The following is an 18,766-nucleotide window of genomic DNA, read 5'->3' as shown; positions in this document are numbered from 1 at the left end:
TGATTCGCGTGTCGGGCATTTGGGGTATTCCGGTCACCGATCACGCTGGGTCCGGCCCGGACCGCGGGTACGGGCCGGACCCGCCGACGCGCACGGTGAGGGTGCGCGCCCGACGGGCCCACTAGGTGGTTCAGTGACTCGTGTCCGCCGTACGGGTCAGCCGACTTCCTTCTTCAGCGACTTGTCGGCGGCCGCCTTGGACGCCTTCCACCAGGTCGTCACCGGCTCCCAGACCTTCACCTTCTTGTTCGCGCCCAGCTGCTTCAGCGTGAACGTACGGCCGTTGATGTTCGGGTTGGCCGACACCGTGACCGTGTCGACGCGGCGCGCCTCGGGGTCCTTGAGGTCGGCGATCGTACGGACCGCCGCGTACGCCGTCTTCCCGGCGCCCAGCTTGTACGGGCCGCTCTCGCCCGACGGTACCGGCTGGGCCGCCCCGTCGAGGTCGCCGAACGTCACCACGGGGAGGCGGTCGATCGTGCAGGCACGGGTGCCGGTGTTCTTGACGGTGATGTGCACGATCCTCGTGTCCTTCGCCTGCTTGGCGCCGAGCTTGAGGGCCTTCGCCTTGCAGACGGGGGCCTTGGCGGCCGGCTGGGCGGCCAGGCCCTGCGGCGCAGCCGCGATGAGCAGCGCGGCGCCGGCGGTCGCCACGGTCGACAGGGTGAGGACGGAACGGATACGCATCGGTGGATTCCCCCAGGTTTGGTCACACACGGGTGCGGGTCGCGTGAAATGCGACGCACACCCAGTGTGACGCGCGAGACCTGGGCGGGGTTGTAGTGATCTGCCCGTGTTACACGTCTGATGCTCAATCGTCGGCCCCGCATGAACTTCCGTCGTCGGGCAGCGAGCCGTACAGCAGGAACTCGTGGACCTTCCCGCGCACGCACTTCGACGACGCGTACCCGGTGTGCCCCCGCCCCTTGTTGTCGAGGACCACGGCCGAGGAGCCGAGCCGCTTCGCCGTCTCCACGGTCCAGCGGTACGGCGTCGCCGGGTCGCCCCGGGTGCCCACCAGCAGCATCTCCGGGGTCTGCACGTCCCGCACCTCGTCACGGATGAAGTCGGTGCCCTTCGGGCGGCCGTAGCACATCAGGACCTGTGTCAGCCGGTACCTGCCGAACACCGGGGAGGCGTCCTCGTACGCGGCGCGCAGGTCCTCGATCTCCTCGACGATCCGGTCGGCGGTGGGCCGGTCGGGGTCGTCGGCGCAGTTGATCGCCATCAGCGCGGCGGGGACGTTGTCGAGCGGTACGTCCTCCTCGTCGACGAGTCCGCCGCTCGGAGCCGGTGTCGCGGACCTGGGGGGCTTGCTCATGCCGCCGGCCGCGAGTGCCACGACGCCCCGGGTGTCGCCGTCGTGGACGAGCATGTTGAGGGCCTGGGTGAGCGCGGGCCACATCTGTTCGCTGTAGAGGGCCCGGCTGATGGCACCCACCAGGTCCTGCCCGGAGAACTCCTGCCCGAAGTCCGTCGGCACGGGGTACTCGTCCAGCGACTCGACGAGGTCGACCACCTGTTCACGGGCCGAGCGGGCATCCTGCCCGAACGGGCAGGTCAGTTCCTCGGTACACGCGTCGAGATAGTCCTCCAGCGCGGTCTGCTGTCCCTGGGCGCCGACCAGGCCCTGCTCGGACAGCGGTTCGGTGAGGGTGTCGACGCCGTCGAGCACCATGCGGCCCACCTTCTTGGGGAACTGCGCCGCGTACACCGCGCCCAGCCGGGTCCCGTAGGAGAAACCGAGGTAGTTGAGCTTCTTGTCGCCGAGGGCGGCGCGCATCACGTCCAGGTCGCGGGAGGCGTTGACCGTGCCGATGTGCGGCAGCACCGGACCGGAGTGCTTGCCGCAGGCCGCGGCGGCCTTCTTCAACTGCCGGAGCGCGGCCCGAAAGTCGTTCGCGTCGTCGCCGTCGTCCGTCGCCTCCATGGCTTCGTCGGTGCCCTCGCCGCAGGTCACGGGGGAGGAGCGGCCGACACCGCGCGGATCGAAGGAGACGACGTCGTACCCCTTGGTGAGGTCCATGAACTCCGCGCCGCCGTAAGCGAGTTCAGGGACGCCCGGGCCGCCGGGGCCGCCGAAGTTCAGCAGCAGGCTGCCGCGTGAGTCGCCCGTCGCCCGGTAGCGGGCCATCGCCAGGTCGAGCGTTCCGTCCTGGGGCCGTGCGTAGTCGACGGGTACGGTGATCTTGCCGCAGCGCAGATCGCTGGGCATCTCCTCGCCCGAGCACCTGCGCCACTTGATCTTCTGGTCGTAGAAGCGGGACAGGCGGGGCTGCTCGTCGTCCTGCTTCTCGGCGCCCGCCGCCACGGCCGGCAGCCCGGCCCCCAGCAGGGCCAGCACCGTGACCGCGGCTCCGCTGAACGGACGCCGTCTGCGCGTGGACCGCATACGTGCCTCCAGAGGCACCCCGGCCAGGGGCGACCGGGGACGACCCCCGATCACGATAGGCGGGCCCCCGCCCCCACGCCTCCCGGCGAGCGAGACACCTGGACCTGCCGTACCCTGCGCCACGACGCCGCGCGTACCACGACCGGACACCTCTCACCCGTCCGCGTGAATTCAGCCGGCGCCGAGCCCGCCCGCCGCCGCGAACTCGTCCGTAGCCCGTCTCGCGGCGGCCACCGGATTCCACGAGGATGCTGCGGGCGTGCGGCCGACCACCGCACTCGCGACCTCAGGGAACGGAGCGCAGAGATGACCACTTCGGGGGCTCAGGACCTCGTCGTCAGCCGGGCCACGCCCGACGACTGGGCGGTGGTCACCGCATGGGCGGGGGAGGAGGGCTGGAATCCGGGGCTCTCGGACGCCCCCTGCTTCTTCGCCCAGGACCCCGACGGCTTCTTCGTCGGCCGGATCGACGGAGAGCCGGTCTCGTCCGTCTCCGTCGTCAACTACGGCGCCGACTACGCCTTCCTCGGCTTCTATCTCGTCCGCCCCGACCTGCGTGGCCGCGGCTATGGCCTCACCACCTGGAAGACCGCCCTCGCCCACGCAGAGGGCCGCACCGTCGGACTCGACGGGGTGGTCGCACAACAGGACAACTACCGGCAGTCCGGTTTCGAGTTCGCCTACCGCACCTTCCGCTACACGGGCACGGCACCCCGGGCGGCCGTTCCCGCCGACGTCCGGCCTGTCGAGGATCCGCGGTCCGTCGCCGCTTACGACAGCGCCTGCTGCGCCGCCGACCGGCCCCGCTTCCTGGAGCGCTGGCTGACCGCCGAGGGGCACCGGGCCCTGGCCCGCGTCGTCGACCGACGGCTCACCGGCTACGGCGTCATCCGGCCCGGCCGTGACGCACTGCGGATCGGCCCGCTGTTCGCGGACACCGACGCGGACGCCCGGGCGCTCCTCGCGGGCCTGGCCGCCGAGGCCGCGGGCCGGGTGTTCGCCATCGACGTGCCCGAGGCGAACCGGGCGGCGGTCGCCCTGGCCGAGGAGTACGGGCTCATGCCCTCCTTCGAGACGGCCCGGATGTACACCGGCCCGATCCGGCCGTACGCCCGGGAGCGCGTCTTCGGGGTCACGACTCTGGAGCTCGGCTAGGGTCCGTCGTTCGGATCACGCCCGGGGCGCGGTCCAACGGCACCGGTCCGGCAGTGGTGTGATCCAAAGACAGATCCTGGGGCGCCCGTTCCGTGGACGGTTCCGGGGCCGTGCCGGCCCCGGAGGGTTCGGCGGCCGCCCGCGCCCCGGCCGGTTCGGCGGCCGCGGGCCTCTTGAACGCCCACCCCATGCGCGGCTCGACGGCACAGCGCAGCACGGAGCGCACCGGGGACGTGCACAGCAGGGTGATGCCGCCGACGGCGACGGCCGTGACCGTGAGTTCCCCGAGCGGCGTGTGCAGCCACTCGAAGGCGTACCAGTCCCGGAAGCGGGCCCATTTGATCACGAAACCGTGCAGCAGATAGCCGTACATCGTGCCCGCGCCCAGTGCAGTGAACCACAGGTGCCGGCGCGGCACCCAGGCCAGGAAGCAGGCCGTCAGCAGCAGCGCCAGACAGAACAACGCGGGCGTGGTGAGCAGGCCCGCCCAGCGGGAGACACCCTGGCCGGTGACGCCGGCCCGGTGGTAGAACCAGCCCGCGTCGAACCACGGGGCCACCCGGTACGCCACCACGAGCGCCCCAAGGCCGACGGCGAGCGCCCCGACGCGCACCCGGGGGCCGCGGAGCCGCGCGAAGTGCTCGGGGCGCAGGGTCAGCCCCAGCACGAAGAACGGCAGGAACCCCAGGACGCGCTGGATGGAGATGTCCCCGCCGAGGTCGGGCGAGACCGCCGCGAGCGTCGCCAGTCCGAGCGCCACCGGCACCGGGTGGCGCAGCGCCAGCCACACCGGGGTGGTCAGCCGCCAGACGAAGAGCGCGACCAGGAACCACATCACGTACCAGGGGTCCAGCAGGCTCAGCGGATACCCCGGATCGTCCTGCGCCCACCGGTAGAACAGCGTGTACGCCGTCTCGAACACCACGTACGGCAGCACCACCCCCGTCAGCAGCCGCCTCACCCGTCCGGGCGCCAGGTCGAAGCTCCGCGAGAAGTAACCGGAGATCAGGGCGAAGGCCGGCATGTGGAAGGCGTAGACCGTCAGATACGCGGCCGTCGCGGCCCGGCTGCCGTACGTCAGTGGCTCCCACGCGTGCCCGCAGGCCACCAGGACGATGGTGAGGTACTTCGCGTTGTCGAAGTAGGGGTCCCGCGCCCCGCGTCCCGCGGGCGGCCCGTCCCGGTCGGGCGGGGCCGCAGGGGTGGAGCGGGAGCGCTGCGCCACGTCTTCAGGCATCGAAAGAAGGTCTCCGGTCAACGACGACGGACCGGGACCGCCTGCCCCGTTCCGGCCGTCTCAGTCGTCGACGGCGGCGTCCGCCGCCGCGGCGTGGAACCGGTGGTGCAGGGCGCGTACCTCCTCGACCAGCTCGGGCACCGGGCCCTCGACGACGATCCCGGGCGCGATCTCCCGCACCGGAAGGGTCCGCACGGGTGGAGCCGGTACCCCCAACTCGCGGAGCCACCCGGCGAGTTGCTCAGAAGAGACGATGTACACGATCCGGCCGAGGCCCACCCAGGCATGGGCGGCCGCGCACATCGGGCAGTGCTCGCCGGAGGTGTAGACGGTCGCCGCCGCCCGTTCCCCGGGGGTGAGCCCGGTGGCGGACCAGCGGGCCAGTTCGAACTCCGGGTGGCGGGTCCGGTCGCCTCCGGCCACCCGGTTGTGGTCCTCCGCCAGCACCGTGCCGTCGGCGCCGACGAGGACCGAGCCGAATGGTTCGTCGCCGGCCTCCAGTGCCGCGGTCGCGAGCTCCACACACCGCCGCAGGTACACCAGTTCGGATTCGTCCCGCATGGTCAAATGCCCCCTCCTCTTGAGTCTGTGGATGCACTGCGCGCGGTGCACCCTACGTCGTGTGTCCGAATCGCACTCCTTCCCGCGCTCGACACCCGTTGCCAGGGCGAACGAGTGATGATGGAGTGACCGTATGGATCACGCTGCTGTGCTGGCATTGTTCGACCGGGACATGCGCGAGGGCGCCCGCCCCGACAGCCCCGAAGCCCGGATCGAGCGCGTGGGCGGGGTGGTGCGTCAGGTCGGCTCCGAGAACGGCTGGAGCGGAGTCGTCTGGTCCGATCTGGACGAGACCGGCGCCGACGCGGCCATCGCCGAGCAGATTCGCTACTTCTCCGGTCTCGGCCGACACTTCGAGTGGAAGCTGTACGGACACGACCTGCCCGTGGACCTGGGCCGAAGACTTCGCGCGGCCGGTTTCACCGCCGCTCCGGAGGAGACGCTGATGGTCGCCGAGGTCGCCGACCTCACCCTCGACGTCGAGCCGCCCGAAGGCGTACGCATCCTGCCCGTCACCGACGCCGAGGGCGTGGCGATGGTGGCCGATGTCCACGAGAAGGCGTTCGGCACGGACAGCTCCCGGATGCGGCACCAGCTTCTCGCCCAGCTCGGCGGGGACACCGAGACGGTCGTGGCCGTGGTGGCCCTCGCCGGGGACGAACCGGTGAGCGCCGCCCGCATGGAGCTGCTGCCGGGCACCCGTTTCGCCGGCCTGTGGGGCGGCGGCACCGTGGAGAACTGGCGCGGCCGGGGCATCTACCGGGCCCTCGTGGCCCATCGTGCCCGGGTCGCCGCCGACCGCGGCTACCGCTACGTCCAGGTCGACGCCCTCGCCCGCAGCCGCCCCATCCTGGCCCGCCTGGGCTTCGAGCCCCTCACGACGACGACCCCGTACGAGTACACGGTGGGCGGGGCCGCGGCGGCGTGATGCCGTTCCGGGCCCGTCACAGGTCGAGCTGGTACGTGACCGCCTTGTGGGTGGGCCGGTAGCCGAGCCGGTCGCCCACGCGGAGCATCGGTGTGTTGTCCTCCGCCGTGTCGGTGAGCAGGGCGATGCCCGGGTACAGGCTGTGGGCGTGGAGGATCGCCTCCGCCTTCATCTTCAGGGCCAGCCCGTGGCCCCGGTGCTCGGGCAGCACCGCCGTGCCGTAGTGCTGCCCGTCACCCTCGCCGCCGGCGGGCAGCACGAGCTCGGAGAAGCCGACGATCGTGCCGTGCGACGTGTCCACCGCCGCGACCGTGTGGAGCGAGTCGCCGCGCTTCTCGATCGTCTCGGCGACCGCCACCAGCCGCTCGACGTCCCAGACCACCGTCCCGTAGTCGGTGTCGCCCATCGGCATGTCGTCCATCGCGCGACGGGAGGCCGCATAGGTTTCGGCCAGATCGGCGGGCACGACACCGGCCCAGGCGGTCAGGTGATAGCCGGGACGGGGCTGCTCCGCGAGGCTTCTGACGAGGTCGAGGTCGAGGTCCGCCGGGTCCAGCCGGGCGTACACCAATGTCAGCACGTCACGGAACCCACGCCCCGCGAGGAACGCGCCCCCGGGGGAGCCCTGCCGGGCCTGTGCGACGACCGCCCGGCGGCGTTCTCTCCTGGCCGCGGCGACCGCCGCGTCGAGCAGAGCCGTACCCACTCCCCGCCGCCGTTCGGCCGGGTGCACGGTGACGTCCAGCTCGGCCAGATGCGTCTGGCCCTCCTTGGTGAACAGCCGTAGGAAGGCCGAGCCGAGGGGCTCGCCCCCGGGCCCGGACGCCAGCCAGACCTGACGACGACTGGACGGCGTGGGGGAGGGGTCGGCGAGCGGGATGATACGCGGGGGCAAGAGAACTCCGAAGTCGGCGGGGCGGGCGGCAGGCCTGGTGACGCCGCCTGCCGAGTCGCGGCACGCTAGCCGCCGCACCTGCCGGCCCACAACGGAATTACGGCCCCACTCGCTCCGGCGGCACGGTTGGCCGGGGCGGCTGCGGCACACCGGCCACACCGTCGCCCATCGCCGGGTCCTGCCGCGCCACCGCGTCCGGCAAGCGCCGGGCCGTTGCCCCGCGGCCGCCTCAGCGCCTGGCTTTGGCGCGGTCCAGTGCCACGACACCCACAGCGGCGAGTCCTATCTGGATGAGCCACTCGACCCAGTCGACGCCGTCGGTGTCGGCCACGCCGATCCCGGCGGCGATCGCGGATCCGATGAGCGCGGCGACGATGCCGACCAGAATCGTCAGCAGGATGCCGATGCGCTGCCGGCCCGGGACGACCAGCCGTCCCAGGACACCGATCACGATGCCGATGATGATGGCACTGATGATGCCGTCGATCTCCATCTGCTCTCCGCCCCTTCGTCGTGATCCCCGCTGCCGTGCGAGTGCCCTTCGAACGCGAGTGCAGTCCGTTTCGGTTTCAGGTTCTTCACGAACCGTCCGTGCGCGCGGCGCACCGCACCGCCTTACGGATCACGGTGGCCGGGTCACCTTCGTGGTACGGCCGCTCCGACGGCTCGATGCCGTCGAGGAACTCCTGGTAGCGCACGGCGTACGAGAGATGGGCCAGGGCTTCGGCGAGTGCGAGCGCGCGGGCGGGGTCGCTCGTGGGGACGTGGGTGCGCCAGGCGTCCACCCAGGTGCGGACGGCGGTCGCCCGCACGGCCTGCGGGAGAAAGTCGTGCAGGCGCAGACAGTCCAGGACCGGGTTGCCCCAGTGGGCATCGGCGAAGTCCACGACGACGGGTGGGCCGCCGTCACCGCGCCAGTTGCCCGGATGGAAGTCGGCGTGCACCAGGGTTTCGGGCAGTCCGCACTCGGGGAGAAAGTCCCATCTACGCGTCAACTCCCGTGCAGTTGAACGCTCTTGGTCGGTGATCTCCAAGTGGACCGCGCCGTCCAGCAGTCGGCGCGCCAGATCGGCGAGTGTCTCGTCGCGCCGGTCCCTGAGTCCCGGTGGCCGCCGGCCGGCCAGTGCGGCCTGGGCGGCGACGAAGCGGCGGACCCCGGCCTCCACGGTAGGGGCGTCTGCGTTCCAGCAGTCCTCGCCGGGGATGTGCTCCAGCAGCACCCGCCCTTCGCCGACGCCGAGAACGGTGGGGACGAGGCCCGGATCCACCTCGGCGAACGCGCCGATGACCGCGGCCTCGTCCGAGGCGAAGCGCGGGGTCGCCTTGAGCCAGACCGGGCCGTCTGTGGTCGGCAGCCGGAAGAGCCCCGCCAGGTTCCAGGTGCGCCGCTGCCGGACCGGTCCCGTGACCGGCCGACCCTGGGCGGACAGGGTCCGCTCGGCCCAGACGAGCAGTTCCCGCAGCCCGGCGGCCCGGGCCCACGGAGACCGAAGGGGCTCGTCGTCCCTCAGCAGCGCCCGGTCCACGGGCCGCTGGTCCAGCCTGCCGGGCTTCGGCGGCTCCGACGCCTCGACGTGGTAGGTCACATGGCCGTCCCGCCCGCTCTCGCCCCCGTCGACCGTGAGGAGGCGCAGGACCAGGACGGGCACGTCGAGCGCCCGCTCCAGATGCCGGACCACCTGCTCGACCTCGGCCCACCACGGCACGTCGACGGGAAACGGTCCGGTGACCCCGAGGAAGTCCGGACCCGAGGTCACCCATGCGCTGACGGTTCGACTCACGGGCGTCAGTGTGCGGGCGGAGGCGGGCTCACGGCGAACGAATATCGCCTGGAGGAGCAGCACGCGGCGGGGGCGCGCCGGGCAGCATCCGGCGACGCGCGGCGACGGCCGACCCGCCCGGGCGGGTCGGCCGTCAGTACCCCTCGCGGGAGTTCTGTTCTACACCGGCGGAGTACGCGAGGCGCGTGTGCCGCCCTTCGCCGATGCGCCGGCGCACAGCAGGCCGAGGACCAGAGCCAGGGCGCCGATGATGATGTTGTTGACCACGACACCGGCGTCGGGGCTGTCGCCCACGATCCACGGCGAGATGATCATCCAGACTCCGAGGGCGCACATGGCCCAGCTCAGGCCGTACATCCTCTCCGGTGCTGCGGTGAAGCCGAGGGCCAGCAGGCCGATCGCGATGCCCACGATCAGGTTGTGGGGCACCAGCGAGGGCTGGCTCGTCGTGTAGTGGAGTATCCACGGGGAAACGGCGCAGTACAGACCGAGCAGGAATACCGGTCCGTCCACGAGCGCCACATCGCGACCACCGAGCATGCGGTCGTACCGGGCCCGCATTTCGGTTACATCAGGGTGGCTGGTGATGTCACTCCTGTGTGAGACGTTGGCCATGACTCGACTCCTTTGAACTCAGCAGGCCTGACCGCGTCCGGTGGGGTGTGCGGTAGGCGCCGCGTACGTTCATTCTGCTCTTATTTCGCCTTTATGTGTAGATGTGGTCGAGCAGTACGGGGAGTGGAGTGGACCCCGTCCCGGGATCGCCGACCGTTTGGAGGGGCATCCGGATGCGTGGATTCGCCCGCGCCTGGAGAACGGTCGCATCGTTCATGCAGCGAATGAGGGCGGTCGGGTCGAGGTCACATGTGAGCGTCCTGGGTCAGGCGCCCGTGCGGGCGCCACAATCCGCGTCGTGTGTGGCTCTTGACCGCGCCCAGGGGCAGGCCCGTGCGCTCGACGATCCGGATCAGGGTGAGGTCCTCGTGGAAGGCCGGGTGGAGGACCTGCCACGCTGCGGGGCCGGAGCCTCGCAGACTCGGCGCCGACCACCACGCGGTCGGTAGCGGCCTCGGGATCGTCGCAGCCCCGGCGGTCGGCGAGGGCCGGCTCGGCGCACGCCGATGTGGCCAGGACCGCCCGGCAGGTCCGCGCGGACAGGCCGTCGGCGATCCCGCGCCGGGTGACGCCGACGATCCAGGCGCCGACCGCACCGCGCTCGGGCCGGTATCCGTGCCGGCCACGCCATATGCCGGGGAACACCTGCTGGGTCACGTCCTCGGCCTCCGCGGTGTCTCCGAGGCTGCGCCGGGCGAGCGCCTGCACCAGCGTTCGTACGCGGCCGCCGGACGCGCCTCGTCGCCTGTCACCAGGCCCGCGCCAGGTCGTCGTCGGCCGGCGGTGCGCTCGTGCACACGGGGCTCATGAGGACGGCTCCTCGGGTAGGGGTGCGGAGGCCGTCATCATGCGAGGCGGGACGAAGCGTCCACAGCCCGCATCGCTTCTGCATCGTATAGTCGTCCCATGGGTGCATTCGGGGACGAAAACCCCGTCGACGCGGGGCTCACCACCGGAGCCGTGGCGCGCAGACTGGGCGTGTCGCCCACGACCCTGCGCTCCTGGGACCGGCGCTACGGCATCGGGCCCGCGGTCCGCCCCGACGGGCGGCACCGGCGCTGGACCCCGCAGGACGTCGCGATGGTCGAGACGATGTGCCGCCTGACCTCCGCCGGGGTGCCGACGGCGGAGGCCGCGCGCGCCGCGAGGAAGGGCACGGGAGAGCGAGCCCGCGACGGGTGGGAGGACGGCGGGGACCCGGGTGAAGCGGCCGGCGGCGCACTGCCGCCCGAACCGGTGCGACCCCAGTCGTCGGCCGCGGCCGTCCAGCCGGTCCAGCCCGGCCTTCCGCTCCCTGCCGACGTGCGCCGGGAGTGCCGGGGGCTGGCCCGCGCCGCCGTACGGCTCGACGCGCCGGCCGTCGAGGAGCGGCTGGCCGGGGTCGTCGAGCGGTACGGCGTCACGACCGCCTGGCAGGAGGTGATGGTGCCGACGCTGCACGCGGTGGGCCGCAAATGGGAGTCGTCGGGCGACCGCTACGTCGAGGTCGAGCACCTGCTGTCCTGGCATGTCTCCACCACCCTGCGACGCCAGGCCCGGCCGGCCGCGCCCCGGCAGCACACCGCCGTGCCGGGCCCGGTGGTCCTCGCCTGTGTGCCCGGCGAGGAGCACACCCTCCCGCTGGAGGCACTCAACGCCGCTCTGGGCGAAGTGGGCCTGCCCACCCGGATGTTCGGTGCCGCCGTCCCCGCCGAGGCCCTCGTCGCGGCGGTCGACCGGCTGGGCCCGACCGCCGTCGTTCTCTGGGCGCAGGCCCGCTCCACGGCGAGCGTGCCCCTGGCCCGCCATGTAGCCGCCGCGCGCTGGGGCGTGAAGGGCGCCCGCCGCCGGCCCCTCGTCGTACTGGGCGGCCCCGGCTGGCACGGGCGTCCCTCGGAGGGATTGGTCCGGCCCTCGGCCCTCGGCGAGGCGGTCGAGGTGCTGACCGGCCTGTACGGCCGGGACACCTGAGCCGCCCCGGCGCCCGCGACGACCCGTCCTTCGACGCCGGACGGGCCGGGCGCACGGGGCGTCGCACGCCGTGAGGGACCTATGGCGTTCCCGTGCGTCCGCGCAGGAATCGCTCCCGCCCCTCGGTGAGGTCGACGATCGGGTCCGGATAGTCCACTGCCGCACGGTCCAGGCCCTGGAGCTTCCACGGCTCGTGCACGGCCGGTCCGGCGACGTCCGCCAACTCCGGAACCCAACGCCGTACGTACGCCCCGTCCGGGTCGTACCGCTTGGCCTGGGTGACCGGGTTGAGGATCCGGTTGGGGCGGGTGTCGGTGCCGGTCCCCGCCGTCCACTGCCAGTTGAGCTGGTTGTTGGCCACGTCCCCGTCGACCAGCAGGTCCAGGAAGTGCCGGGCGCCGACCCGCCAGTCGACGTACAGCGTCTTGGTGAGGAAGCTCGCGACGAGGAGCCGGCCCCGGTTGTGCATCCAGCCCTCGTGGAGGAGCTGGCGCATGGCCGCGTCCACCACGGGGTAGCCGGTGCGGCCCTCCCGCCAGGCCCGGACCTCCTCCGGCGCGGACCGCCAGCGGTCGTGCTTGGCGCGGTAGTCCACGGCCGCCGCCGCGGGCCGGGCCGCCAGCACCTGACGGTGGAAGTCCCGCCACGCCAGCTGCCGTACGAACGCCTCCGCGCCGGGGCCGCCCGCCCGGCGGGCCCGGTGGACCACCTCGACGGGGGAGAGGGTGCCGAAATGCAGATGAGGGGAGAGCCGGGAGGTCGCGTCGCCCGCCAGGTCGTCGTGGCGCTCCTCGTACGCGATGATGCCCGACCGCAGCCAGGCGGCGAGCCGTGCACGGCCCTCCCTCTCCCCGCCCGCCGCCAGCCCCGGCGACGATCCCGACAGCCCGTCGCGCGCCGGGAGTCCCTCCGAGCCGACCCCGTCCGGCACCCGCAGGGTCCGCGGCGCGGCCAGCGGATCGCGCAGCCGACGCCGAGACCAGTGCCCGAAGTACGGTGTGAAGACCGCGAAATGGTCGGACGAGGCAGGCGACACCGCGCCGGGATCCACCGCGCACATCACCGTGTCGTGCACGTGCAGGCGTACGCCCTCCCCCTCCAGCGCGCGCCGCAGCCGCTCCTCGCGCCGCCGCGCGTACGCGCTCACGTCGGCGGACACATGCACCTCGTCGGCGTCCGCCTCGGCGGCCACCTTGCACACCTCCTCCACCACGTCCCCGGAGCGCACCACGAGCCGGCCACCCCGCTCCCGCAGCCCAGTATCGAGATCGCGGAGGCAGTCGGCGAGGAACGCCAGCCGGTTGGGCACCGCGAACCCGGCCTCCGCCACGGCCCGGTCCCGCACGAACAGCGGGACCACCTCGCGCGCTCCCTGCAGGGCGGCACGCAGCGGCGGATGGTCGTGCAGACGCAGATCCGACGTGAACAGGACGACCGAGACGTTCATGGCGGGACTCCGGGGGCGAGAAGACGGATCACCTGATGCTTCCGGGAAGCGGCGTCCGATGGATGCGCCGGGCGGAGGCCGTGACCGGCGGCCTCCCGGTACGCGTCACGGTGCGGGCGCCCGCTCCCGCGCGCGGGCGGCCGCGTCCGACACCGCGGCCCGCGCGATGTTGCGGGCCATGCCCCCGAACACGACGGAGTGGAAGGGGGCGACGCTCCACCAGTACGCGTGACCGAGCAGCCCGTGCGGATGGAACAGCGCGCGCTGGCGGAACACCGTGCGACCGGCGTCGTCCGTGTCGGCGTACATCTCCAGCCACGCCAGGCCCGGGAGCCGCATCTCCGCCCGCAGCCGCAGCAGCCGCCCCCGCTCGATCTCCTCGACCCGCCAGAAGTCCAGCGAGTCGCCCACCCGCAGCCGGCTGGCGTCCCGCCGGCCCCGGCGCAGGCCCACCCCGCCGGCCAGCCGGTCCAGCCAGCCCCGTATGGCCCAGGCGAGCGGGAAGGAGTACCAGCCGTTGTCGCCGCCGATGCCCTCGATGACCCGCCACAGGGATGCGCGCGGGGCGTCCACGTACAGCTCGCGCCGGTCCGTGTAGAGGCTGCCGCCCGCCCAGTCGGGGTCGGTGGGCAGCGGATCGCTGGGCGCACCGGGCAGGGAGGCGGACGACCAGCGGGTGGTCACCCGGGCCTCGCGCACCCGCCGCAGGGCGAGCCGCACCGCCTCGTCGAAGCCGACCGGATGACCGGGCGGGTCCGGGACGTACCGTGCGATGTCGTGTTCGCGGCAGACCACCTCGTGCCGCAGCGACTCGGTGAGCGGCCGGGCGATCGAGGCCGGCACGGGCGTCACCAGCCCGACCCAGTGGCTCGACAGGCCGGGGGTGAGCATCGGCACGGACAGGATGAGCCGGTGCGGCAGCCCCGCGACGGCCGCGTACCGGACCATCATCTCGCGGTAGGTCAGGACGTCCGGGCCACCGACGTCGAAGGCCCGGTTGACGTCGTCCGGCAACCGGGCGCAGCCCACCAGGGCGCGCAGCACGTCCCGGACGGCGACGGGCTGGATCCGCGTGTGCACCCAGCTCGGAGTCACCATCACCGGCAGCCGCTCCGTGAGGTAGCGCAGCATCTCGAAGGAGGCCGATCCGGAGCCGATGACGACCGCCGCCCGCAGCACGGCCGTGGGCACGCCGCAGTCCAGCAGGATCCGGCCGACCTCGGCGCGGGACCGCAGGTGCGGCGACAGTTCTGCCTCGGGAACGCCGTACGGGGTGAGCCCCCCGAGGTAGACGAGCCGGCGCACGCCCGCGGCGCGCGCCTGCTTGCCGAAGATCCGTGCGGCCCGCCGGTCCGTCTCCTCGAAGTCGTCGCCCGTGCCCAGCGCGTGCACCAGGTAGTAGCCGATGTCGACACCGCGCATGGCCCGGGCGACGGACTCCGTGTCGGTCACGTCCCCGCGGACCACCTCGACCGCTCCGGCCCACGGATGGTCCCGCAGCCGCTCCGGGGAGCGGGCCAGACAGCGCACCCGCAGCCCCGCCTCCAGCAGCTCCGGCACGAGCCGGCCGCCGATGTATCCCGTCGCGCCGGTCACCAGGCACAGCGGTCCGGCGCCGTGCTCTTCTCCCGTCATCGCTCCCTCGGCCCTCCGCGTCGGCGTCCCCGGACATCACTTCCCCCGAAGGGCCGGTCCCGGATGCACGGGCGGGCCCGGCGCCGCGCGATCGAGTGATCGAGTGATCCGTACGGCGACTACCCTTGCCGCGTGGCCACAGTGACGGGTCGCCTCGGCGGCTCGCCGTCAGCGGGTCCGGGCGACCCGGTGGCGAGCCACTGGGTCGTCGACGGACGCGTCCGGATCGACGTCACCCTCACCGCCTCGGCGGACAGCGACGCCGCGAAGCGGACGGCGGGCGCGGCTGCGCACCGGCCTGCACGCCCTGCCCGGCGCGGACGCACTCGTCGGCGGCTATACCGCCCAGCAGTACGACACCCTGCGCACCGGCGAACGCGACCGCACGCTGATCGTCCAGGTCGTCCTCGCCGTGATCCTCCTCGTCCTGATCGGCCTGCTGCGTTCCCTGCTGCTGCCCGTGCTGCTGGTCGCCACGGTGGCCCTGAACCTCCTCGCCACAATGGGTGTCTCCGCGCTCGTCCTCCAGCACGTCTTCGGGTTCACCGGCACCGACCCGTCCGTGCCCCTCTACGGCTTCGTGTTCCTGGTCGCGCTGGGCGTCGACTACAACGTCTTCCTGATGTCCCGGGTCCGCGAGGAGTCCCTGCGGCACGGCGTGCGCCACGGTGTGCTGCGCGTGCTGGTCACCACGGGCGGCGTCATCGCCTCCGCGGGCGTTGTGCTCGCCGCGACCTTCGCCGCGCACGGCGTCATCCCGGCCGATGGCGGCTGAGACGGGCGCGCGGGTACGACAAGGGCCTGCCGAAGCAGGCGCGCGGGCGGCGCGCGGGCGCGGACCGGGCCCTCGGGGTCGTGCTCGGTCCGTGCGCCCAGCTCCCGCGCCCGCGCACGTACGCCAAGCGCAGATCCCGGGCGGCCGGGGGCCGGGCCCACGGCCCGTGAACTCACATTCGTCGGGGTGACAGTCGCAGGCCCACCCGGATCGCGGGCGTGGCGGTCACAGGCCCATGCGGGTGAACGTCAGATGCGTGACGCCGCTGGGTGAGGAGACGGCCTCGACCTCGTAGTCCTTCTCCAGGCCCTCCAGCCCCTCCCAGAGGCGTACCCCTCGGCCGAGCAGGATCGGCACCACCACCACGTGCATGTGGTCGATGAGCCGGGCGGCGAGGAAGTCACGGATCACGGTGGCGCCACCGCCGATACGGACGTCCTGGCCCCCCGCCGCCTCGCGGGCCCTCTCCAGTGCTTCGGCGGGCGAGACGTCGAGGAAGTGGAACGTCGTGCCGCCCTCCATGTCCATCGACGGGCGCAGGTGACGGGTGAGGACGAAGGCCGGCGTGTGGAAGGGCGGGTTGGGGCCCCACCACCCCTTCCACTCGGGGTTCTCGTGCCATCCGGGATAGCCGAACTTCCCCGCGCCCATGATCTCCGCACCGATCCCGGGCGCGAACCGCCGCGCGAACGAGTCGTCGAGACCGCCGCGCCCGCCCGGCCCGCCGGTCACCTCGTGCCACCACCGGGTGGCGAACATCCACTCGTGCAGTCTTTCTCCCGCGTGGCCGAACGGCGCGTCACGGCTCAGGCCCTCCCCGGTTCCGAAACCGTCGAGCGAGATGGAGAAGTTGTGGACGCGGGCGAGTGACATGGCCGCGCTCCTTTCCTCTGCCGTTCGAGTCCTCTGCCGTTCGAGCCGTGTCGGGCCGGCTCGGTCATGGAACGATGATGGCCCCGGAATCGCGTCGCCCACTCAGTACGCGGCCGACAGTGACCCCAGATGGGCCCGGCGCACCTCCGTCGTCTGACCTTGCACGAGCAGGAACATCGCCTCACGGGCGAGACGCTGGGCCCGGTTGTCCAGGGCCAGGGCGCGCCCGCCGCCGGTGACGAGCGCGGCGGTCGTGGCGGTGCGCATCAGGTCGAACGCCTTCGTCTTGAGCGCCAGCCGCTCCTTCATGTGCTCGTGCGGCGCGGGATGGTCGGCGAGGGCGTACGCCTGCCGCCGCACCTTGTCCAGCCGCAGTCGCAGCCCCTTCGTCGTGGGGTCGTCCTGGTCGAGCAGCGCCAGGGCCGACTCGGCGACACCGAACACCGCGGGTGAGGCGTTCGCCGGCTTCGGCCGGTCCCCCTCCGCCCAGCTCTCGTACGGGGTGTGCAGGGCCACCGCGTCGTCGGGGATCCACAGCCCGTCGAGCTGGAGCGAGACGGTGCGGGCGGCGGTGAGCGCGGCCAGCCGCATCGGCGGCGACGCCTTCAACCCCGACTGCTGTCTGGCCTCGGTGAACGCGAACACCACCTCGTCCGCGTCCGTGACCCCGGCCAGCAGCATCACATCGTTCAGCCCCCACCCCGTGTACCAGGGCACCGTTCCGTGGAACCGCCACCCGCCGCGCTTGGGCACGGCCCGGACCGGAACCTGCGGATACCTCCGCAGATGCGCGTACGCCACCCCCGACAGCAGCTCACCCGTCGCCAGCTTCGCCAACAGCTGCTCGCGGGCCGGGAGTTCGGTCCTGGCGAGGGTCAGCACGGGCGTGTAGTGCTGGGTCTGCACGAACCACGTCGAACAGCATGCCCCCGCCAGGATCTCCGCGATCTCCCTCGCCACGGAGTTCGGCGCCCCCGAACCGCCGTACGCCTGCGGCGCGTTCACCCCGAGCAGCCCCGACCTCTTGATCGCCTCGATACTGCTCGCGGGCACCTGCTCCTGATCGACGCGCTCGGCCTGAGGCGCCAGCACTTCAGCGGCGAGACTGCGCGCCCGGACGACGAGAGGATGCGGTGACGTGGTCATAGGAGGATTCTCCCCGTCTCCGCACCGGAAGATCACCGTTTCCTCGGCCGGAGGGCCGCACACCGCTCGGCCCGGTGAGGAGAACGACCGGGAAAGGCCGGGCGAAGGCAGGTGAACTCCTTGTCATGGTGGGCCTCCTGGACCTCGACGGTCGCGTGGACACCCGCCGAAGCGCCGGCCCGGCGCCCGTGACCTGGGAGCGGACGACTTGACTGGTCTACACCCTTGACTGGTACAGACCAACGCGGTTGAGTGTGTCGGCACACCCCCCACCACGGCCGCCCCGCACCGTGGCCGGCTCCGCCGGCGCGTGCGCGCGAGGTCCGTCGCCGTCATGCCCTTCGGGCCCTCGCCCGGGTGCGGCCGTGCCCCATGAAGGAGTTGATCCCGTGTCGAGGCGCCGTCTCTCCGCCCTGCTGACCGCGCTGGTCATCGGCGGTTCCGCACCCCTGCTGCTGCCCGCCCAGAGCGCGAGCGCCGCTCCCTGCTCCAGCTACCCGAACTGGGTGGCCGGCCGGTCCTACGTCACCGGCGACATCGTCCGCTACACCGACGGCCGTGCCTACCTCGCCGAGCACGACAACCCGGGCTACGACCCCACCATCAGCACCTGGTACTGGGAGCCGTACGCCTGCGAGAACGGCCCCGCCAACCCCTCCGGGTTCGTGGTGAGCGAGGCGCAGTTCAACCAGATGTTCCCGAACCGGAACTCGTTCTACACATACAGCGGGCTGCGGGCGGCCATGAGCGCCTTCCCGGCCTTCGCCACCACCGGCAGCGACACCGTCAAGAAGCAGGAGGCGGCGGCCTTCCTCGCCAACGTCAGCCATGAGACGGGCGGGCTGGTCCACATCGTCGAGCAGAACACCGCCAACTACCCCACCTACTGCGACTGGAGCCGGCCCTACGGCTGCCCGGCCGGACAGGCGGCCTACTACGGACGGGGCCCGATCCAGCTCAGCTGGAACTTCAACTACAAGGCCGCCGGCGACGCGTTGGGCCTCAATCTGCTGGGCAACCCCTGGCTGGTGCAGAACGACGCGGCCGTCGCCTGGAAGACCGCCCTGTGGTACTGGAACACCCAGACCGGCCCCGGCAGCATGACCGGCCACAACGCCATGGTCACCGGAGCGGGCTTCGGACACACCATCCGCAGCATCAACGGTTCGCTGGAGTGCGACGGCAAGAACCCGGCGCAGGTGCAGAGCCGGGTGAACGCGTACCAGCGTTTCGTACAGATCCTCGGGACTTCGCCGGGCGGCAACCTGTACTGCTGACGGAGGCCCCTCGGTCATGATGTCATGCACCTGACTTCCACCCGGGGTCCGGTTCGCCTGGCGGCCGGGCCCCGTCCCCGTCCCGACGAAGGGCACCCC

17 protein-coding genes and 1 pseudogene are annotated in these 18,766 nt (G+C 72.4%); 5 read left to right on the top strand and 13 right to left on the bottom strand.

What is annotated here, in order from left to right:
• Positions 1-156 precede the first annotated feature (156 nt).
• On the bottom strand, positions 157-687 hold the full coding sequence (locus ACZ43N_RS13365; protein ID WP_468097305.1) for a DUF4232 domain-containing protein: 531 nt from the start codon (positions 685-687) through the stop codon (positions 157-159).
• 124 nt (positions 688-811) lie between these two features.
• Positions 812-2,392: an alpha/beta hydrolase gene (locus ACZ43N_RS13360; protein ID WP_468097304.1), complete on the bottom strand. Its 1,581-nt coding sequence runs from the start codon at positions 2,390-2,392 to the stop codon at positions 812-814.
• Positions 2,393-2,698: 306 nt separating this feature from the next.
• Here ACZ43N_RS13360 and ACZ43N_RS13355 point away from each other — a divergent pair, with 306 nt between their 5' ends.
• Entirely contained in the window at positions 2,699-3,547 is an 849-nt protein-coding gene (locus tag ACZ43N_RS13355; protein ID WP_468097302.1) for a GNAT family N-acetyltransferase, read from the top strand.
• On the opposite strand, the gene ACZ43N_RS13350 is transcribed toward ACZ43N_RS13355, so the two are convergent.
• Complete coding sequence (locus ACZ43N_RS13350) at positions 3,525-4,784, bottom strand: acyltransferase family protein (RefSeq protein WP_468097301.1); 1,260 nt, start codon at positions 4,782-4,784, stop codon at positions 3,525-3,527. The genes ACZ43N_RS13355 and ACZ43N_RS13350 overlap by 23 nt on opposite strands.
• A gap of 60 nt (positions 4,785-4,844) precedes the next feature.
• Positions 4,845-5,345, bottom strand: a complete 501-nt coding sequence (locus tag ACZ43N_RS13345; protein ID WP_468097300.1) for a nucleoside deaminase — start codon at positions 5,343-5,345, stop codon at positions 4,845-4,847.
• 133 nt (positions 5,346-5,478) lie between these two features.
• Here ACZ43N_RS13345 and ACZ43N_RS13340 point away from each other — a divergent pair, with 133 nt between their 5' ends.
• A complete protein-coding gene (locus ACZ43N_RS13340; RefSeq protein WP_468097299.1) occupies positions 5,479-6,273 on the top strand; it encodes a GNAT family N-acetyltransferase in 795 nt (264 codons plus the stop codon).
• 16 nt (positions 6,274-6,289) lie between these two features.
• Here ACZ43N_RS13340 and ACZ43N_RS13335 read toward each other — a convergent pair whose 3' ends face one another.
• The 5 genes from ACZ43N_RS13335 to ACZ43N_RS13315 all read right to left on the bottom strand — a co-directional run bounded on the left by ACZ43N_RS13335 (position 6,290) and on the right by ACZ43N_RS13315 (position 10,272).
• Positions 6,290-7,168: a GNAT family N-acetyltransferase gene (locus ACZ43N_RS13335; protein WP_468097298.1), complete on the bottom strand. Its 879-nt coding sequence runs from the start codon at positions 7,166-7,168 to the stop codon at positions 6,290-6,292.
• Between the two features lie 229 nt (positions 7,169-7,397).
• Positions 7,398-7,661: a GlsB/YeaQ/YmgE family stress response membrane protein gene (locus tag ACZ43N_RS13330; protein ID WP_468097296.1), complete on the bottom strand. Its 264-nt coding sequence runs from the start codon at positions 7,659-7,661 to the stop codon at positions 7,398-7,400.
• A gap of 85 nt (positions 7,662-7,746) precedes the next feature.
• The gene (locus ACZ43N_RS13325) at positions 7,747-8,949 is read right to left on the bottom strand and encodes an aminoglycoside phosphotransferase family protein (protein WP_468097295.1); all 1,203 of its coding nucleotides are present in this window, start codon (positions 8,947-8,949) and stop codon (positions 7,747-7,749) included.
• Positions 8,950-9,108: 159 nt separating this feature from the next.
• Positions 9,109-9,564, bottom strand: a complete 456-nt coding sequence (locus ACZ43N_RS13320) for an SPW repeat protein (protein WP_468097293.1) — start codon at positions 9,562-9,564, stop codon at positions 9,109-9,111.
• A 213-nt stretch (positions 9,565-9,777) separates the two neighbouring features.
• Complete coding sequence (locus ACZ43N_RS13315; protein ID WP_468097292.1) at positions 9,778-10,272, bottom strand: sigma factor; 495 nt, start codon at positions 10,270-10,272, stop codon at positions 9,778-9,780.
• 198 nt (positions 10,273-10,470) lie between these two features.
• Between ACZ43N_RS13315 and ACZ43N_RS13310 the strand changes: the two genes are divergently transcribed.
• A complete protein-coding gene (locus tag ACZ43N_RS13310) occupies positions 10,471-11,514 on the top strand; it encodes a MerR family transcriptional regulator (RefSeq protein WP_468097291.1) in 1,044 nt (347 codons plus the stop codon).
• A 79-nt stretch (positions 11,515-11,593) separates the two neighbouring features.
• On the opposite strand, the gene ACZ43N_RS13305 is transcribed toward ACZ43N_RS13310, so the two are convergent.
• Complete coding sequence (locus ACZ43N_RS13305; protein WP_468097290.1) at positions 11,594-12,961, bottom strand: cryptochrome/photolyase family protein; 1,368 nt, start codon at positions 12,959-12,961, stop codon at positions 11,594-11,596.
• 105 nt (positions 12,962-13,066) lie between these two features.
• Complete coding sequence (locus ACZ43N_RS13300; protein WP_468097288.1) at positions 13,067-14,596, bottom strand: SDR family oxidoreductase; 1,530 nt, start codon at positions 14,594-14,596, stop codon at positions 13,067-13,069.
• A 170-nt stretch (positions 14,597-14,766) separates the two neighbouring features.
• Between ACZ43N_RS13300 and ACZ43N_RS13295 the strand changes: the two are divergent.
• Positions 14,767-15,356 (top strand): annotated as a pseudogene (locus ACZ43N_RS13295) (MMPL family transporter); the annotation flags it as partial.
• 240 nt (positions 15,357-15,596) lie between these two features.
• Here the strand turns inward: ACZ43N_RS13295 and ACZ43N_RS13290 are convergent.
• Together ACZ43N_RS13290 and ACZ43N_RS13285 are read right to left on the bottom strand one after the other, a co-directional pair.
• Positions 15,597-16,244, bottom strand: coding sequence for a dihydrofolate reductase family protein (locus ACZ43N_RS13290; RefSeq protein ID WP_468097287.1), 648 nt, complete (start codon positions 16,242-16,244; stop codon positions 15,597-15,599).
• Between the two features lie 102 nt (positions 16,245-16,346).
• Positions 16,347-17,390 carry an acyl-CoA dehydrogenase family protein gene (locus tag ACZ43N_RS13285; protein WP_468097286.1) on the bottom strand — a complete coding sequence of 348 codons (1,044 nt, stop codon included), beginning with the start codon at positions 17,388-17,390 and terminating at the stop codon, positions 16,347-16,349.
• A 389-nt stretch (positions 17,391-17,779) separates the two neighbouring features.
• Between ACZ43N_RS13285 and ACZ43N_RS13280 the strand changes: the two genes are divergently transcribed.
• Positions 17,780-18,667 carry a glycoside hydrolase family 19 protein gene (locus ACZ43N_RS13280; protein WP_468097285.1) on the top strand — a complete coding sequence of 296 codons (888 nt, stop codon included), beginning with the start codon at positions 17,780-17,782 and terminating at the stop codon, positions 18,665-18,667.
• Positions 18,668-18,766: the final 99 nt, after the last annotated feature.

Source organism: Streptomyces sp. NPDC030814 (assembly GCF_055572155.1).
The sequence above is the reverse complement of the archived record's forward strand: the minus strand, read 5'-3'. Positions and strand labels throughout refer to the sequence as shown.